Source organism: Micromonospora solifontis (assembly GCF_003725545.1).
Taxonomy (GTDB): domain Bacteria; phylum Actinomycetota; class Actinomycetes; order Mycobacteriales; family Micromonosporaceae; genus Micromonospora; species Micromonospora solifontis.
The window spans coordinates 1-16829 of the sequence record NZ_RJLN01000101.1; the positions used below are offsets into that span (position 1 = coordinate 1).

The window sequence follows — 16829 nt, forward strand, 5'->3', positions numbered from 1 at the left end:
CAGACCAGCCCGCCGAGCACCACCGCCCGGCCCCGGCCGGCCCCGGTCCGCCGCCGGATCACCGGCAGCTCGGCGGTCAGCCCGCCCTCGGCGCGGCGCAGGTCGATGTGCTGGAACGCCAGCCAGTCGAGGATGGCGGGCAGCCGGACGCCGATCGCCTGTTGGTGGTGCTCCAACCGGCGGTCGGCAGCCCACTCGCCCTGCTCCAGCGACTCGTGGACGGTCAGCCGGCAGCCGTGGCCGGCCGGGACGAGCGTGGCGGTCAGCAGGCTCCGCCGCCGGCCCTCGCGCCAGCGCAGCACCAGCAGCTCCGACGGCTGCCGGCGTACCACCTCGACCTCGACGTCGGCGTCGAAGCCGGGCAGCCCGGCCGTCCGCAGCAGCAGCCGCTCCGGCGCGTCCGGCGCCGATGTGGTCTCGGCGAACCACTTGGCGAGCAGCGCCGGGTCGGTCAGCGCCCGCCACACGCGGTCGGCCGGGTGGAACAGCTCGACATCGGTGTCGATCTCGATCACGCGGAGACTCTACGGCCCGCCCGCGCCCGCGTCAGCGACGGGCGGGGCGTCACTCCGTCGCCTGCTCCGGGTCGCCGTCGTGCCAGCGGGCGCGCCACGCCGCCTCGCTGGTCTCCTGATGCGTCTTCTCCTCGAACACCGTCCCGCGGAGCGCGTGCCGGGCGTCCGCCAGCAGCACCAGCTCCACCGCGACCAGCGCGACGCAGATCGCGGTGAGCAGCCCGAGCGCGGCCAGCGCCGGCAGGTGCTCGGCGACCGGCAGCCCGGCGGCCAGCGCCAGCAGCACGCCGACCCGGGTCCACGTCATGGTCCTGAGGGTGCGCCACTGGAACGCCATGTCCGCGGCCAGATAGACCATCACCCCGGCGAAGAGCAGGGGTACGGCCGGTCCGTGCCCCCGTTCACCGACCCCGCCCGCCGGGTCGGTGATGGTGCGGACCAGTTCCTCGGCGCCGATGGCGAACAGGATCACGCCGGCGATCATCGGCAGGTACAGGTACGCGTACGCGTCGCGGGCCATCGCGACCCGCGGGCGGCCCTGGGCGGAGTGCAGCGCGATCCGCGCGGCCGGCCCGATCATGTCGAAGTGCGCCCACCACAGCGCGGCCGTGAACAGGATGCCCATCATGGCCGCCGGGATGGCGGGCCAGGTGACCGGCTTGCCGAGCAGGTTGCCGCCGACGCCGACCGAGATCACCGACTCGCCCAGCGCGATGATGAGGATAAGGTCGTAGCGTTCCGTCCAGTGCTCCGCGGAGGTGACCTCCCAGCCCCTGGTGCCGGTGACCAGCCCGCTGGCGTACTGGATCAGGACGACGGCGACCCACAGCCCGTCCCGCAGCCCCAGCCCCACGTCGGTGTTTTTGATCATCGGCGGGACCAGTGCCGCGACGAAGAGCAGGATCGTCGTGACCACGATCTCGGGGATGAACTGGTAGAGCTTGCGGCGGGCGCTCGGCCGGCCGCGGGTGGCGTGCGCGTAGAGCGCCAGGTGCACGGCCCGGATCACCACGTAGCTGAGCGTGACCAGGATCGGCCCGGCCGCGTGCTCGTGCAGTCCGTCGAAGGTCTGCGGCAGGGCCAGCGCGAACGTGAACAGGGCCATCATGCCGATCACCATCAGCACCGGGACGAAGCCCTCGCCGAGGCGTAACCGGCTGGCCACCACGCTGTGCACGATCCAGCACCACCAGAGCACGGCGAGCACCAGCAGCGCGTGCAACAGCTCCCGCAGGGTCACGTCCGCCGCGGTGGCCCGGGTGATGATGAAGAACGACACCACGAAGACGAGGTCGAAGAAGACCTCGAACTTGTCCACGCGGGCGGCCGGGGCGATCGGCACGGCCGGCCCCAGCCTGCCGCGCCGCTGCTCGCCCTCCACCGGACGAGTCTCGCAGCGCCGCACGGGCCGCGGGGCGGATTCGGGCGGCAAGCGGGCCGGCCGCCGCCCCGCCGGTCACCCGCCCTGGCCGGTGGTCGCCCGGCCCAGGTAGGTGAGCGGTCCCGGGTCGGGTACCGGGATCACGTGGAAGCCGAGCCGGTCGTAGAAGCCGCGCGCCGGTACGTTGGCGGTGACCATGCCGACGTGCACCGCCGGCGCGCCGGCCCGGCCCGCGGCGGCGAGGAACGTCTCCAGCAGCCGCCGGCCGTGGCCGCGTCCCTGATGCTCGGGGAGCAGGTCGATGTGCAGGTGGGCCGGGTAGTCCGCCAGCTCCGGCAGGAGCAGCCGCTCGGGGTGGTGGTGCAGGGCGAGCATCTCCTCGTCCGGGGTGTGCGGCGGGGTCGTCGGCTCGGGGTAGCGGTGCGCCAGCCGGGGGATCCACTGCCGCCGGTAGGCGCGGACGAAGCCGGGGGTGTCCGCTGTGCCGAGGACGTACCCGACGACCCGGCCGGCGTCCGCCAGGACGAAGGCCAGCTCCGGTTCGAGATGCAGGTAGGGGCCGGCGAACAGGTCGGGCATCAGGTCGTCGGACGCGTACCTGCCGCGGGCGTCCCCGCCCGCGTCGGCGGTGCGGACGCAGATGTCGTAGACCGCGTCGTGGTCGCCGGGCCGGTAGGGCCGGATGATCACTGTGGACGGCGTCGTGCTGCTCATGCCCGGGACCGTACGGCGTGAGACCGTTCTCACCGAACCTCGGAACCGCCCGCCGGCTCAGTCACCCAGCCGTTGGCGGGCGAGGAACTTCGGCACCACCATCCGCCACGCTTCCGTGACCAGCTCGGTCATCTGCTCATGGTCGAGCCGGTCGAGGTGGCAGCACACCCAGTGGTAGCGCAGGTCGGCGGGCGGAGGGAGGAAGAACAGGTCCGGCTCGGCCGCGATCAGCCCGTCCCGTTCGTCCTTCGGGTAGCCGAAGCCCATCGTCCGCTCGTCCCGGGAGAAGGCGACGTAGACGATCCGGCCGACCCGGAACTTGATCCGGTCGCGGATCAGGTGCTCGCTGGTGCGGGGGAGCGTCCGGGCGAGCGCCCGGACGTCGTCGACGGTGACCACACGTCGGACGTTAACGCCCCCCTGCGACAGTTCGGCCCGGCCCGGCCTCGGCGAGGGCGGCCCGAAGCGTGTCGACCAGCGGCCCGTCCGGGTGTTCGAGCCAGTGCTGGACGGCGACCCGCAGGGTGGCCAGGAAGGCCGCGGCCAGGACCCGCGAGCGCAGCGCCGCGCCCGCGCCGCCGAGGCGGCCGGCCAGCTCGCCGGCCAGCTCCCGCTCGATCGCGGTGTACGCGGCGACCTGGTGCGCGACCAGCCCCGGGTGCCCGAGCAGCCGGCGTCGCCGGGTGAGCCAGGACATCGCCGACTCGTCGTAGACGTCGGCGGCGAGGTGCACGGCGGCCGCGCTCAGCGCGGTCCACGGCGGCTCGTCGGCGGGTCGCTCGTGGAGCAGGTCCAGCATCCGGCGTAGCCGCGCGGTGTCGCCGTGGAAGAGGGCCTCCTCCTTGCTGGAGAAGTAGTTGGAGAAGGTCCGGCGGGAGACGTTGGCCGCGTCCGCGATGGCCTCCACGGTGACCCGGTCCGGCCCCTGCTCGGCGGCGAGGCGCAGGGCGGCCTCGTGCAGGGCGCGGCGGGTCGCCGCCTTCTTGCGCTCCCGCAGCCCGCTGCCCTCCGTCACGGGCCCAGCATAGGTGACGTGCTTCTCAATGGGCAAACTTGCCTGCTGCGCAAGATTCGTTGATGATTGCTTGGGGCAACCAACGCCGGCCTGGAGGAGAACCGTGGACACCGCCGCCCGTGAACTCGGCTCGCGGCTGCACGACCTGCTGAAGGGCGTGCGGCTGCTCAAACAGCGGCGCGCCGCCGACCGGCCGGCCATCCCGCTCGGCCTGGTGGGCCTGCTGCGGCACATCGACGCCACCGGGTGCCACGCCCGGGACCTGGCCGAGCGCACCCGGCTCGACCCGTCCACCGTCAGCCGCGCCGTAGCCGCCCTGGTGGCGGACGGGCTGGTGGAGCGGCGGGCCGACCCGGCCGACCGGCGCGCCAGTCAGCTGACCGTCACCGATGCCGGCCGGGCCGCCCTGGCCGACACCCGGGACTGGTACGCCCGGGTGCTCACCCGGGCGCTCGCCGACTGGCCCCCCGACGAGGTGGCGGCGCTGTCCGCCGCGCTCGGCCGGTTCACCCGCGACCTCGAGGTCGCCCTCGCACACCACGACAACCTGGAGGACGCGCGATGAGCGCACCCACCGCAACGGCGGACGCCGCGCCCATGGGCAAGCGGCAGACGCTGGAAGCCCTCAGCGGCCTGCTGCTCGTGCTCTTCGTCGCGATGCTCAGCGGCACGGTGGTCTCGACCGCCCTGCCGAAGATCATCGGCGCGCTGAACGGCTCGCAGACCCAGTACACCTGGGTGGTCACCGCCACCCTGCTCACCGCCACGGCGACCACGCCGATCTGGGGCAAGCTGGCCGACCTGTTCAACAAGAAGATCCTGATCCAGGTCGCCATCGTGGTCTTCCTGGCCGGCTCGGCCGCCGCCGGGTTCGCGCAGAACGCCGGCCAGCTCATCGGCGCCCGCGCCTTCCAGGGCATCGGCGTCGGTGGCCTGCAGGCCCTCGTGCAGGTCGCCATCGCGGCCATGATCCCGCCGCGGGAGCGGGGCCGCTACAACGGCTACCTCGGCGGCGTGATGGCGCTCGCCACGGTCGGCGGCCCGCTGCTCGGCGGCCTCATCGTCGACACGTCCTGGCTCGGCTGGCGCTGGTGCTTCTTCGTCGGCGTGCCGGTCGCCGTGATCGCACTGATCCTGTTGCAGTTCACCCTGCGCCTGCCCACCCTGCGGCGGGACAACGTGAAGATCGACTACCTGGGCGCGACCCTGATCGCGGCCGGCGTCAGCGTGCTGCTGATCTGGATCTCGTTCGTCGACGCCTCGTTCGCCTGGCTCTCCTGGCAGAGCGCGGCCATGGTCGGCGGTGCCGTGCTGCTGCTCGCGCTCGCCGTCTGGGTCGAGTCCCGGGCGGCCGAGCCGGTGGTGCCGCTGGCCATCGTCCGGCAGCACACCACCGCCCTGGCCATCCTCGGCAGCCTCGCGGTCGGCATGGCCATGTTCGGCGGTGCGGTCTTCCTCGGCCAGTACTTCCAGATCGGCCGCGGCTACAGCCCGACCGAGGCCGGCCTGCTCACCATCCCGATGATGGCCGGGGTGCTGCTCTCCTCGATCGTCGCCGGCCGGCTGATCACCGCCACCGGGCGGATCAAGCCGTACATCGTGGCCGGTTCGATCATCCTGGTCGCCGGGTTCGCCCTGCTCGGGACCATCGACCACGAGACCTCCCTGGTTCTGGTCGGCGCGGCCATGTTCATCGTCGGGGTCGGCGTCGGCATGACGATGCAGAACCTCGTGCTGGCCGTGCAGAACACCGTCGCGCTCAAGGACATCGGCGCGGCCAGCTCCTCGGTGGCGTTCTTCCGGTCGCTCGGCGGGACCATCGGTGTCTCCGTGCTCGGCGCGGTGCTGGCCCGCCGGGTCACCGACCGGATCACCCACGACCTGGCCGCCGCCGGGTTCCCCACCTCCGGGGGCGGCGGCAAGAGCAACCTGAACCTCAACGCCCTGCCCGCGCCGGTGGAACACATTGTGCGGGCCGCGTACGGTGACGCCACCGGGCACATCTTCCTGATCTCCGCGGCCATCGCGGTGGTTGGCGTGCTCGCGGCGCTCCTGCTGAAGCCGGTCACCCTCCGCTCCAGCCTCGACCTGCCCGACACCGGCCGGTCGGTGGCGGTGGCGGCCGACGCGATCGACGGGGCGCCCGCCTTCGACGAGGTCGCCGTGGAGCCGGTGACCCCGGACCCGGTCCGGCGCTGACGCCGGATCGCCCTACCAGGGCCGTCGCCGTGCACCCGGCGACGGCCCTGGTCCGTGGATCGCCCGGGCCCCGCCCGGCGACCTCGACCGAATCGAGGAGCAGGTGGACCCGACCGAGGCCACAGCGGCCCGCGTGGCGACCCGAACGGGGTGGGCCGCCCGGGAACTCGCGCTCGTCGCCGCGCTGTTCCTCGCGTACAAGGCGGGTCGCGTCGCCGTCACCGGGCGGACGTCCACCGCACTGGCCAACGGGGAACGCGTGTGGCTGCTGGAGCGCCTGCTCCACCTGCCCAGCGAGGCCGTCACGCAGCAGCCGCTGCTCGCCCACGACCTGCTCATCCGGTTGGCGAACTGCTACTACGCCTACGTGCACTTCCCGGCCACCGTCTGCTGCCTGGTGTGGCTGTACGTCCGCCGCCCCGGCCACTACCTGTGGCTGCGCCGAGCCCTCGCCGCGCTGACCGCGGCCGCGCTGGCCCTGCACCTGCTGGTCCCGCTCGCGCCGCCCCGGATGACCGCGCTGACCGGCCTGGTCGACACCGGACGGCGGTTCGGCCCCGCCGTCTACGGGTCGCCCGATGCGGACACCCTGAGCAACCAGTACGCGGCGATGCCGTCGCTGCACGTCGGCTGGGCCCTGGCCGTCGCGGTGGCGCTGGTGGCCGTGACCGCCGGGCGGTGGCGCTGGCTCTGGCTGGCGCACCCGCTGGTCACCCTGCTGGTGGTGGTCGTCACCGGCAACCATTACTGGCTCGACGCCGTGGTCGCCACCTGCCTGCTCGTGCCGATCCTGGCGATGCTGCGCCGCCCGTCGCCCGACCGTCGCCCGGAGGCCGTGCCGGTGGCCGCCGGCACGGTCCGTCCGCACGTGGTGGACCGGCGGCGGATCGGCGACGGCGGCCACCGCCGGCGGGACCGGGTGGGCTCCGCCGGCGGTGGCCGCCACTTCAGGCCGCCCGGCCGGGGGTGACGGGCGGCGCCGTCACAGGGCCCGGCACACGGTGCCGTTCAGGCTGAACGCGGTGGGCAGCACGTTCGGCCCGCTGTACGCGCCGACGAAGCCGGCGCTCGTGCTCGCGCCGGCCGCGAGTCGCCGGTTGTCGTCGGTGCTGGTGACCTTCACCAGCGTGCCGGCCTGCGACCAGTTCGCGCTCCAGCCGCTGCTCACCTGCTGCCAGCCGGTCGGCCAGGTCCAGGTGAGCGTCCATCCGTCGATCGCGCTCGGACCGTCGTTGACGATGTCCACGGTGGCCACGTAGCCGTTGCCCCAGTCGGCGCCCTTGCTGAAGCGGACGGCGCAGGTGCTGGTGGCCGGGCTGCCGGTGGCGAACGTCAGCGGCGGGGAGGACCAGGAGACGTTGCCGGCGGTGTCCCGGGTCAGCACGTTGACCGTGTATCGGCGGCCCGGCTCGAGGTTGCCGACCGTCAGCGTGGTGCCGCTGGTCTCGCCGAGTTGCTCGCTGACCGCGCCGTGCTGCCGGTACACCTCGTACTTGGCGATCGGCGCGCCGCCCGGCGCGGGCGCGGCCGCCGGCCACGAGATGGTCGCCGTCCGGTCGGTCACCGCGCTCGCCGTGGGCTGACCGGGCGCGCCCGGGTGGCCGGCGACCGGGCCGGCCGGGTGCACCACGAGGGTGGTCAGCGAGTACGGCGGCAGGGTCCGGCTGGTCGCGCTGCCGGACCGGCTCTCCGTGACGGCGGACGCGCCGTTGGTGTGGCGGTAGACCGTCGGCGCGGCGTCCGACGGGCTGAACCCGGCGTAGTCGATGGTCACCGGGTACTCGTGCTCCGGATCCTTGTTCACCAGCAGCACCGCCACGTCCCCGTTCGCCCGGCGGACCGCGTGCGCGGTGACCAGCGGCTGGTCGGTGCCGGCGCGGACGAACTGACCGCCGGCCCCGGTGAACAGGTTCATCATGGACAGCCCGTGGTACGGCGCGAACGGGGTGTTCAGCGGCGGTTCGCAGACCGTGCCGTCGCTGGCGCAGCCGCCGCTGGAGAGCATCCCGAAGTCGCCGTAGTCGGTCTGGCCCGCCACCTCGGACACGGTGCCGATGCCGTTGTGGACGTTCCACCACTGCACGGTGAACGCGCCGTTCTCCAGCAGCCCGCTGTACGCGTCGGCCAGGAACAGCGCGCCCGGCTGGGTGTCCTGGCCGGTGCCGACGTTGAGCTCGGTGAAGCTGATGCCGATCCGGCCGGCGTCCGGACCGGCGTACCGGGCCAGCTGCTGGCGCAGCAGCCAGGCCGCGTCGGGGATGTGCGCGGTCCGGGCGAGCGACTCCGCCGCGCTGCCGCCGGGATACCAGTGCACGTCCACGAAGTCGATCTTCGGTCCGGCGAGGGAGAGCACGGTCTGGTTCCACGGGCCCGGGTCGTCGCCGGCGGTCAGCCCGTCGGGCCAGTTCGCCGGCATGGTGAGCACCGCGCCGATCTTGATGGTCGGGTCGACCGCCTTCATCGCGTCGGCGTACTCGACGACGAGTTCGGCGTACCGGGTGGCGCTCTTGTCGGGGTGGTCGTCGGCCTCCCAGGCCGAGCCGTAGAGGCCGTTGCCGTAGTTCTCGTTGCCGATCGTCCAGTACTTCGCGCCGTAGCTCTTGGTCAGGTTGGCGTACCGGACCCAGTCGGCGGCTTCGGCCGGGCTGCCGGTGCCGTAGTTCGCGATGATCATCGGTTGGGCCCCGACGCGCCGGGCCGCGGCCATGAAGGTGTCGAAGTCGGTGTCCGGGGCGACGTACCCGCCGGGCGCGGTGTGGGTCTGCCAGTGGTAGATGTCGCCGTACGAGCCGCCCGGGTAGCGCAGCATCCGTACCCCGGCCGCGCGCAGCAGGTCCGAGGTCTCGGTGGTACCGAGGTTGCTGTCCCAGATGGCGTGGTTGACGCCCAACGCCGTGTCGGGCACGCGGGCCAGCCCGGCCTTCGCGTTCACGGTCACCGTGACCGGGTCGACGGCCGCGCCCGCGGCCGGCGGGTCGAGGGCCGCGAGCGCGCCGGTGGCCAGCAGCAGGCTCGCCGCGACGGCGAGGAATCGGCGGCGGCCGGGGCGGGGCGGGTGGGTGGGCAGGGCGTGGTCGCGGGAGTTGGTGGGGATCCTCATCGGGTTCCTTCGGGGGGTCGGGCGAACTCCGCCCCGCCGACGCCGGTGGCTCGTGGCGAGCCGGGCGGTGGGCGGACCGGGGCAGGGAAGTGTCCGTGCCAGGTGTCGTCGTCCGCCCGGAAGGCCGTACGGCCTCCGGTTGCCCACCGGACGACGGGTCAGCCCCGCGCGAGCCGAGCCATCGACGTACCAGAATTCCATGCCGGTCCGGCCGAACTCAAGGCACCCTCCGTGAAGGCTTAATTTATAGATAGGAGTCTTTACTGTTAACAAGGTTTAATTTATGTTCGTGGCATCGCCCACCGCCCTGACCGAAGGAGTTGCCGCCATGCGTCGAAGAATCACCCTGCCGCTGCTCACCACCGGCGTGGTCGGCGCCACCCTGGCCGTCGCCGCCCCCGCCCAGGCCCACGGATACGTCTCCTCGCCCCCCAGCCGCCAGGCGCTCTGCGCCCAGCACAAGGTTCCCGACTGCGGTCAGATCCAGTACGAGCCGCAGAGCGTCGAGGGCCCGAAGGGGCTGCGCAGCTGCCACGCCGGGATCGCCCAGTTCGCCGTGCTCAACGACGACAGCCGCGGCTGGCCGGCCACCCAGGTCGGCACCTCGGTCACCTTCACCTGGGTCAACACCGCCCGGCACGCCACCGCCAACTGGGAGTACTGGATCGGCGGCACCCGGGTGGCCGTCGTCGACGGCGGCGGCCGCCAGCCCGACGCGACCGTGTCGCACACCGTCAACCTCAGTGGCTTCTCCGGCCGGCAGAAGCTGCTCGCCATCTGGAACATCGCCGACACCGCCAACGCCTTCTACTCCTGCGTCGACCTGCAGATCGGCTCGGGTGGCGACCCCTCGCCGAGCCCGTCGCCGACGCCGCCCCCGACCACCCCGCCGCCCAGCCCGAGCCCGACCGCGAGTCCGACCAGCCCCGCCCCGACCAGCCCCGCCCCGACCGGCACCTGGACGGCCGGCACCGCCTACCGGGTCGGCGACGTGGTCACCTACAACGGGCTGACCTACCGGTGCATCCAGGCGCACACCGCGCTCCCCGGCTGGGAGCCGCCGAACGTGCCCGCGCTGTGGCAGCGGAGCTGACCGCCCGGGTGCGGCCACACCCCGGGTGTGCCGCACCCGGCACCCGCCCCGCCCCGGCCGGTCGCCGTGGCCGTGGCCGCCGGCTGCTCACCGCGGCCCTGCTCGCCCTGCTGGCCGCCGTCGCCGGCTGCGCGACCGCCCCGGCGGGGCCGGCGGCGCCGGCCGGCGACCCCGCGATGAGTCCCATCGACCTGCTGTTCCTCACCATGATGACGGCGCACATCGACCAGACCCGGCAGATCGTCCGGCTCGGCCTCGAACGCGCCACCGACCCGGAGCTCCGTACCCTCGTCGCCGCCATCGACGTCACCGAGGCCGACGAGCAGTCCACCATGCGGGGCTGGCTGCGCGAGTCCGGGCCCTCGGCGGCGGCCGTCGCCGCCCACCACGACCACACCGGACACAGCGACGCCGCCGCCGGCCTGGCGCGGCTGCGGGCCGCGCCGCCCGGCCAGGTGGACGCGGTCCTGCTCGACGTGCTCGGCACCCACCAGCGCCAGGCCGCCGACCTGGCCCGGGCCCAGGTACGCGCCGGCACCAGCGCCCGCGTGCGCGAGCTGGCCGGGCGCATCGAACGGTCCCGGACCGCCGAGGTCGGGTTGATGGCGAAGCTGCGGACGGGGCGCCGACCGTGACGGCGCCGGCCGCCGGTCAGCCGGCCGGGCGGGCGACCAGCAGGGCCCCGCCGAGGCAACCGAGGGCGGCGGTGTTCAGCACGGCCCGTGCCAGGTTCCCGCGTACCCAGGCCGCCTCGAACATCGCCCGCAACTGGGCCGGGTCGGCGGACCGGGCGGCCCCGACCGCGAGCCGGTCGTTGAGCGGCACGTTCACCGTGGCGGTCACCGCGAGCACCAGCCCGTAGAGCAGCAGTGCGGCCAGCAGCCAGGGCAGCGGCGCCCGCCGCCCGGCCGGCAGGTGCAGCAGCACGGCCGCCAGGGTGCCGACCAGGGCGCCGCCGAAGCAGACCGCGAACCAGCCGTTCAGGATGGCCTGGTTGACCGACCGCATGGTGGCCACGAACGTCCGGTCGTCCACCCGGGACAGGCCCGGCATCACCGCGTACGCGAAGCCGGCGAACAGCCCCGCCATCAGGCCCGTGGTCAGCGTGGCCAGCAGCAGCGCGCCGGCCCGTAGCGCGGTCACCGGGCACCTTCTCGTCTCGTCATGTCCCCATCGCACCCCGGCGATGGCTGGACGGTCCATGGCCGGAAATCCCGGAACCATACGCGAACGTCTACGCTCGCCGGGTGGACGTGCTCGCCGAGGTGCTCCGGGGGCTGCGCGCCCGGGACGCCTTCCTGCTCCGTACCGTGATGGATCCGCCCTGGTCCATCCGGGTGTGCGACGCCGCCCCGCTGAGCGTCACCACGGTGGTCCGGGGCGGCGCCTGGGTGCTGCCGGACGGCGGCCCGCCGGTGGCGCTGCGCCCCGGCGACGTGGCGCTGCTGCGCGGACCCGACCCGTACACGGTCGCCGACCGGCCGGAGACCCCGCCGCAGGTGCTGATCCACCCGGGCCAGCGGTGCACCACGCTCGACGGCCGCGAGTTGGGCGACTCGATGGCGCTCGGCCTGCGTACCTGGGGCACCCGGCCGGACGCCGCCACCGCGCTGCTAACCGGCACGTACGCCAGCAGCGGCGCGGTGGGGGCGGGCCTGCTCGCGGCCCTGCCGCCGTTGGCGGTGCTCACCGCCGACGAGGGTGACCCGCCGGTCGTCCCGCTGCTGGCCGCGGAGCTGGAGCGGGCCCGACCCGGGCAGGAGGCCGTCCTCGACCGGCTGCTCGACCTGCTCGTGATCGCCGCGCTGCGCGCCTGGTTCGCCCGCCCCGGCGGCCGGCCGCCCGGCTGGTACCGCGCCTACGCCGACCCGGTCGTCGGCCCGGCGGTCCGGCTGATCCAGCGTGATCCCGCTCACCCCTGGACGGTGGCCGCTCTCGCCGCCGCGGTGGGGGTGTCCCGGGCCGCGTTCGCCCGTCGCTTCACCCAGCAGGTCGGCGAGCCGCCACTGGCCTTCGTCACCGGCTGGCGGCTCGCTCTCGCCGCCGACCTGCTGCGGGACACCGGGTTGACGCTCACCGCGGTGGCCCGCCGGGTCGGCTACGGCAGCCCGTTCGCGCTCAGCGCCGCCTTCAAGCGCGTCCGCGGGATCAGTCCCCACGAATATCGGGCGACGAACTGAGGCGTGGTTCGCGCCACGAGCCCCCGGAAACGGGAAGCCGGGCGTCCGAGGTGCTGGTTAGTCTGCGTGCTGCACGCCCCTCGCCGCGTCCGCCCCCCTTGTCGGGCGCGGTGCCGCCACCCCCTACCGGACCGGAATCAGGAGACAGCTCGTGACCCATCAACCCGTCGCGACGTCGGACAAGCTCGACGCCGCGGTGCTCAAGGTGGCGGGAGTGGTCGTGCTCGGCGCGATCATGTCGATCCTCGACGTCACGGTCGTCAGCGTGGCGCTGCCGACCTTCCAGACCGAGTTCGACGCGTCGTACGCCCGGGTGGCGTGGACGATGACCGGCTACACCCTCGCCCTGGCCACGGTGATCCCGCTCAGCGGGTGGGCCGCCGACCGGTTCGGCACCAAGCGCCTCTACATGACCGCCCTGGCCCTGTTCACCATCGGCTCCGGGCTCTGCGCCACCGCCGACAGCATCACCGAGCTGATCGGCTACCGGGTGCTCCAGGGGCTCGGCGGCGGCATGCTCATGCCGCTGGGCATGACGATCATGACCCGGGCGGCCGGCCCGCACCGGATCGGCCGGCTGATGGCCGTCCTCGGCATCCCGATGCTGCTCGGCCCGATCGGCGGCCCGATCCTCGGCGGCTGGCTCATCGACACCGCCAGCTGGCACTGGATCTTCCTGATCAACCTGCCGATCGGCCTGATCGCGCTCGGCTACGCCTGGCTGGCGCTGCCCAAGGACGCCCCCGAGCCGTCGGAGTCGTTCGACTTCCTCGGCATGGTGATGCTCTCGCCCGGCCTGGCCCTCTTCCTCTACGGCGTCTCCTCGCTGCCCGAGGCCGGCACGGTCACCGACAACTCGGTGTGGCTGCCCATGCTGATCGGCGCCGTGCTGGTGATCGGGTTCGTGCTCTACTCGTTCAAGCCGAAGCACCCGCTGCTCGACCTGCGGCTCTTCCGCAACCGCAACCTGACCGTCGCCTCGGCGAGCCTGTTCGTCTTCATCATCGCGTTCATGGGCGCCGGCCTGCTCTTCCCGAGCTACTTCCTGCAGATCCGCGGCGAGTCGACGCTCACCGCGGGCCTGCTGATGGCCCCGCAGGGCATCGGCGCCATGCTCACCATGCCGGTCGCCGGCATGCTCGCCGACCGGGTGCCGGTCGGCCGGACCGTGCCGTTCGCGCTGGTGCTCATCGCCGCCGGCTTCTTCGGCTTCACCCAGGTCGACCCGCACACCTCGTACTGGCTGCTCTGCGGGGCGCTGTTCGTGATGGGGCTGGGCATGGGCGCCACCATGATGCCGATCATGACCTCGGCGCTGAAGACGCTGCACGCCGCCGAGGTGGCCCGCGGCTCCACGCTGGTCAACATCCTCCAGCAGATCGGCGGCTCGGTCGGCGCCGCGGTGATGTCGGTGATCCTCACCAACGAGCTGAACGGCTCCCGGCCGATCCCCGGCGTGACCGACCCGGCGAGCGGCAAGGCCGTCACCGAGGCCGGGCTGGCCATCGCCGCCCAGCAGCACCCCGAGCTGACCCAGCAGTTCCCGGTGCCGCCGGCGCTGATCGAGCGCGGCCTCGCCTTCGCCGCCGACTCGTTCGCCACCACCTTCTGGGTCGGGTTCGCGCTGGTGCTGGCCACCTTCATCCCGGTCGCCTTCCTGCCCCGCCGGCGCGAGCCGTCGCACCTGCTTGACGGCGAGCCGACGGAGCAGCCGCCGATGCCCGTCGGCCTGCACTGACTCCGACACCAACGGGCCGCCGGCGAATCGCCGGCGGCCCGTTGTCGTTTGCGGCCCGGGGTGGCGGGTACCGGCGGGTGAGGGGCGGCGCGGCATGAACACGGATCGACTCGGTGACCTGGTCGTCGGCGTGGCCGGCGACGTCGCGGGGACGGTGGTGGACCCCCGGGCGGGCCTCACCCGGCTCCGCTCGATGATCACTCCCCGCGCCGTGATCACCGTGGCGGCCGGGCTGGCCGTCGGGTTCCTGCTGGCCCGGTCCCGTCGACGCTGACCCGACCCGCCGAATCCCCACCCGAGCCGGCTGTCCGGCGGAAACCGTGCACCGGCGGGGGCCGACGCCGGGAATCCGGCCGGATCGGAGGTTTGCCCGCTCCGGGCACGGGTAGCTGCCGAGACACGGGGGACGCGGTGGACCGCCGCCGGGTGGGCCGGACGGCCGCGCCGGCGGTGCCCGCGCGCCCCGCCGTGGACGGCCCGAGGTGCCGTCCGCGCCGGCGGCACCACGGCCGGCACCAGCGGGGGCCGAGGTACCCGGAACTCCACATCGGGAGGCGTGACGTGCAGGAGATCGTGGGCGAGAGCCTGGCCCGGCGACTGGTGGAATGGGGCGTCGACACCGTCTTCGGCCTCCCCGGCGACGGCATCAACGGCCTGATGGAGGGCTTCCGCCGGCAGCGGGAGAAGCTGAACTTCGTGCTGGTGCACCACGAGGAGGCGGCCGCCTTCATGGCGACCGGCTACGCCAAGGCCACCGGACGACTCGGAGTCTGCGCCGCCACCTCCGGCCCCGGCGCCATCCACCTGCTCAACGGCCTGTACGACGCCAAGCTGGACCACGTGCCGGTGCTGGCGATCACCGGCATGCAGGAGACCTCCGTGCTCGGCTCGCACTACCAGCAGGAGGTGCACACCCCGCTGCTCTACCAGGACGTCGCGGACGCCTACAACCTGATGGTCACCAACCCGCAGCAGATGCCCGGGGTGCTCGACATCGCGATCCGGCACGCCCTGGCCCGGCGCAGCGTCGCCCACCTGAGCTTCCCCAACGACGTGCAGGTCGCGGCGGCGGGGGAGGATCCGTACCGGCACGTCAGCCCGGGTGAGCCGCCCGCCAGCAGCCCGGTGGTGTCGCAGCCGCCGGTGCCGGCCACCCAGGTCGACCTGGCCCGCGCAGCGGAGGTGCTCAACGCCGGGAAGAAGATCGCCATGCTGGTGGGCGTCGGCGCGCGACGGGCGCGCGACGAGGTGCTCGCCGTGGCGGAGGCGCTGGGCAGCCCGATCGTCAAGACGCTCTCCGGCAAGATGGTGGTCCCCGACGACCACCCCCTCACCACCGGCGGGCTCGGCCTGCTCGGCACCAGGCCGAGCGAGGAGCTGATGGAGGAGTGCGACACCCTGCTGATGGTCGGCACCTCCTTCCCGTACGGGAAGTATCTGCCGTCGCCGGGGCAGGCCCGGGTGGTGCAGATCGACATCGACGCGAGCCTGATCGGCATGCGGCTGCCGGTCGACGCGGCGGTCACCGCCGACGCCAAACTGGCGTTGCAGCAGCTCCTACCGATGCTCCAGGCCCGCACCGACCGGGCCTTCCTGACCAGGTACCAGCGGGAGAGCGACGCCTGGCGGGCGGACATGACCGCCCTGGAGGACGCCTCCCGTGACCCGATCGCGCCGCAGTACCTGGCCAGTTGCATCGATGCGGCGGCGACCTCGGACGCGATCCTGACCTGTGACTCCGGCACCATCGCCACCTGGGCGGCCCGGCACTGGACCATCCGTGGTGGGCGCGAGTTCTACCTCTCGGGCAACCTCGCGACGATGGCGCCGGGCCTGCCGTACGCGGTCGCCATGCAGCACGCGTACCCGGGCCGGCAGGTGATCGCCTTCGTCGGGGACGGCGGGTTCGCCATGCTGATGGCGGAGTTCCTCACCGCGGTCCGGCACGAGCTGCCGATCAAGGTGATCGTCAACAACAACAACTCGTACGGGCAGATCCTCTGGGAGCAGATCGTCCTCGGCTACCCGGAGTACGCGGTACGCCACCGGCAGCCGGAGGCCGACTTCGCCGCCTGGGCCCGCGCCTGCGGCGGATACGGCGCCAAGATCACCGACCCGAAGGACCTGCCCGGCGCGCTCCGCGAGGCCCTCGCCCACCCCGGTCCCGCCCTGGTCGACTGCGACGTCAACCCGAACGAGCCGCCGATGCCCGGCAAGGTCAAGTACGACCAGGCCAAGCACTTCACCGAGGCGTTCCTGCGCGGGCAGCCGAACAAGATGGCCACCCTGGCCACCGTGGCCCGCGACAAGATCAACGAGCTGCGGTCATGAGCCGGCGCGGCGCGGGCACCGCGGCCCGGGCCGCGTCGACGGTCCCGCTGCCCGAGCCGGTCCTGCGGCCGCCCGAACCGGCGCACGACGTCGACCTGGCGGCGCTCGCCGCCGACCTGCGGGCCGACGTGGACGGCGAGGTGCGCTTCGACGCCGGCTCCCGGGCGGCGTACGCCACCGGTGGCTCCAACTACCGGCAGGTACCGCTCGGTCTGGTGGTGCCCCGGACGGTCGACGCGGCGGTGGCCGCGATCGCCGTCTGCCGTCGGCACGGAGTGCCCGTGCTGTCCCGGGGCGGCGGGACCAGCCTGGCCGGGCAGGTCACCAACGTGGCGGTGGTCATCGACTGGTCCAAGTACTGCAACCGCCTGCTGGCGGTCGACCGGGCGGCGCGGACCTGCCTGGTGGAGCCGGGCATCGTCCTCGACACCCTGAACGAGCTGCTGGCGCCCGACGGGCTGGAGTTCGGGCCGCGTCCCTCCACCCACAACCACTGCACCATCGGCGGGATGCTCGGCAACAACTCGTGCGGGTCGACCGCGCAGCACACCGGCAAGGTCGTG

Annotated in this window: 17 protein-coding genes; 10 read left to right on the forward strand and 7 right to left on the reverse strand. The window is 73.5% G+C overall.

The features are described from left to right. The 5 genes from EFE23_RS24185 to EFE23_RS24205 all read right to left on the reverse strand — a co-directional run. On the reverse strand, nucleotides 1-515 hold a 515-nt coding region (locus tag EFE23_RS24185), incomplete at its 3' end, for an SRPBCC family protein (RefSeq protein ID WP_199737207.1). A 49-nt stretch (nucleotides 516-564) separates the two neighbouring features. Next, a complete protein-coding gene (locus EFE23_RS24190; protein ID WP_123243222.1) occupies nucleotides 565-1896 on the reverse strand; it encodes a low temperature requirement protein A in 1332 nt (443 codons plus the stop codon). Nucleotides 1897-1971: 75 nt separating this feature from the next. After that, a complete protein-coding gene (locus EFE23_RS24195; RefSeq protein WP_123243223.1) occupies nucleotides 1972-2610 on the reverse strand; it encodes a GNAT family N-acetyltransferase in 639 nt (212 codons plus the stop codon). A gap of 57 nt (nucleotides 2611-2667) precedes the next feature. Continuing rightward, nucleotides 2668-3009, reverse strand: a complete 342-nt coding sequence (locus EFE23_RS24200) for an MmcQ/YjbR family DNA-binding protein (RefSeq protein ID WP_123243224.1) — start codon at nucleotides 3007-3009, stop codon at nucleotides 2668-2670. Between the two features lie 10 nt (nucleotides 3010-3019). Beyond that, nucleotides 3020-3625, reverse strand: a complete 606-nt coding sequence (locus EFE23_RS24205; protein WP_123243225.1) for a TetR/AcrR family transcriptional regulator — start codon at nucleotides 3623-3625, stop codon at nucleotides 3020-3022. 103 nt (nucleotides 3626-3728) lie between these two features. On the opposite strand from EFE23_RS24205, the gene EFE23_RS24210 reads away from it, so the two are divergent. The 3 genes from EFE23_RS24210 to EFE23_RS24220 all read left to right on the forward strand — a co-directional run bounded on the left by EFE23_RS24210 (nucleotide 3729) and on the right by EFE23_RS24220 (nucleotide 6794). Further along, a complete protein-coding gene (locus EFE23_RS24210; protein ID WP_204334624.1) occupies nucleotides 3729-4190 on the forward strand; it encodes a MarR family winged helix-turn-helix transcriptional regulator in 462 nt (153 codons plus the stop codon). Continuing rightward, complete coding sequence (locus EFE23_RS24215) at nucleotides 4187-5824, forward strand: MDR family MFS transporter (RefSeq protein ID WP_123243227.1); 1638 nt, start codon at nucleotides 4187-4189, stop codon at nucleotides 5822-5824. Before EFE23_RS24210 ends, EFE23_RS24215 begins: the two co-directional genes overlap by 4 nt. A gap of 133 nt (nucleotides 5825-5957) precedes the next feature. Beyond that, nucleotides 5958-6794, forward strand: a complete 837-nt coding sequence (locus tag EFE23_RS24220; protein WP_123243235.1) for a phosphatase PAP2 family protein — start codon at nucleotides 5958-5960, stop codon at nucleotides 6792-6794. A 12-nt stretch (nucleotides 6795-6806) separates the two neighbouring features. Here the strand turns inward: EFE23_RS24220 and EFE23_RS24225 are convergent, their stop codons facing one another. Then, on the reverse strand, nucleotides 6807-8924 hold the full coding sequence (locus EFE23_RS24225; protein ID WP_123243228.1) for a cellulose binding domain-containing protein: 2118 nt from the start codon (nucleotides 8922-8924) through the stop codon (nucleotides 6807-6809). A 328-nt stretch (nucleotides 8925-9252) separates the two neighbouring features. Here EFE23_RS24225 and EFE23_RS24230 point away from each other — a divergent pair, with 328 nt between their 5' ends. After that, on the forward strand, nucleotides 9253-10017 hold the full coding sequence (locus EFE23_RS24230; protein ID WP_123243229.1) for a lytic polysaccharide monooxygenase: 765 nt from the start codon (nucleotides 9253-9255) through the stop codon (nucleotides 10015-10017). Next, a complete protein-coding gene (locus tag EFE23_RS24235) occupies nucleotides 10002-10652 on the forward strand; it encodes a DUF305 domain-containing protein (protein WP_233601128.1) in 651 nt (216 codons plus the stop codon). The genes EFE23_RS24230 and EFE23_RS24235 overlap by 16 nt, the downstream gene beginning before the upstream one ends. 16 nt (nucleotides 10653-10668) lie before the next feature. On the opposite strand, the gene EFE23_RS24240 is transcribed toward EFE23_RS24235, so the two are convergent. Continuing rightward, nucleotides 10669-11160, reverse strand: coding sequence for an anthrone oxygenase family protein (locus EFE23_RS24240; protein ID WP_233601129.1), 492 nt, complete (start codon nucleotides 11158-11160; stop codon nucleotides 10669-10671). A gap of 104 nt (nucleotides 11161-11264) precedes the next feature. On the opposite strand from EFE23_RS24240, the gene EFE23_RS24245 reads away from it, so the two are divergent. The 5 genes from EFE23_RS24245 to EFE23_RS24265 all read left to right on the forward strand — a co-directional run. Next, nucleotides 11265-12197, forward strand: coding sequence for an AraC family transcriptional regulator (locus tag EFE23_RS24245; protein ID WP_123243231.1), 933 nt, complete (start codon nucleotides 11265-11267; stop codon nucleotides 12195-12197). Between the two features lie 151 nt (nucleotides 12198-12348). Then, the gene (locus tag EFE23_RS24250; RefSeq protein ID WP_123243232.1) at nucleotides 12349-13935 is read left to right on the forward strand and encodes a DHA2 family efflux MFS transporter permease subunit; all 1587 of its coding nucleotides are present in this window, start codon (nucleotides 12349-12351) and stop codon (nucleotides 13933-13935) included. Between the two features lie 94 nt (nucleotides 13936-14029). Continuing rightward, entirely contained in the window at nucleotides 14030-14209 is a 180-nt protein-coding gene (locus EFE23_RS24255; RefSeq protein WP_123243233.1) for a hypothetical protein, read from the forward strand. A 287-nt stretch (nucleotides 14210-14496) separates the two neighbouring features. Continuing rightward, entirely contained in the window at nucleotides 14497-16266 is a 1770-nt protein-coding gene (locus tag EFE23_RS24260) for a thiamine pyrophosphate-dependent enzyme (RefSeq protein ID WP_123243234.1), read from the forward strand. Further along, the coding region (locus EFE23_RS24265; RefSeq protein ID WP_148058517.1) for an FAD-binding oxidoreductase at nucleotides 16263-16829 on the forward strand (567 nt) is incomplete at its 3' end. The genes EFE23_RS24260 and EFE23_RS24265, both read left to right, overlap by 4 nt.

Bases quoted from the DNA above. Each gene is read 5' to 3' on its own strand.
- EFE23_RS24195 (WP_123243223.1), bottom strand. From the start codon at position 2,610: ATGAGCAGCACGACGCCGTCCACAGTGATCATCCGGCCCTACCGGCCC.
- EFE23_RS24215 (WP_123243227.1), top strand. From the start codon at position 4,187: ATGAGCGCACCCACCGCAACGGCGGACGCCGCGCCCATGGGCAAGCGG.
- EFE23_RS24225 (WP_123243228.1), bottom strand. From the start codon at position 8,924: ATGAGGATCCCCACCAACTCCCGCGACCACGCCCTGCCCACCCACCCG.
- EFE23_RS24230 (WP_123243229.1), top strand. From the start codon at position 9,253: ATGCGTCGAAGAATCACCCTGCCGCTGCTCACCACCGGCGTGGTCGGC.
- EFE23_RS24255 (WP_123243233.1), top strand. From the start codon at position 14,030: ATGAACACGGATCGACTCGGTGACCTGGTCGTCGGCGTGGCCGGCGAC.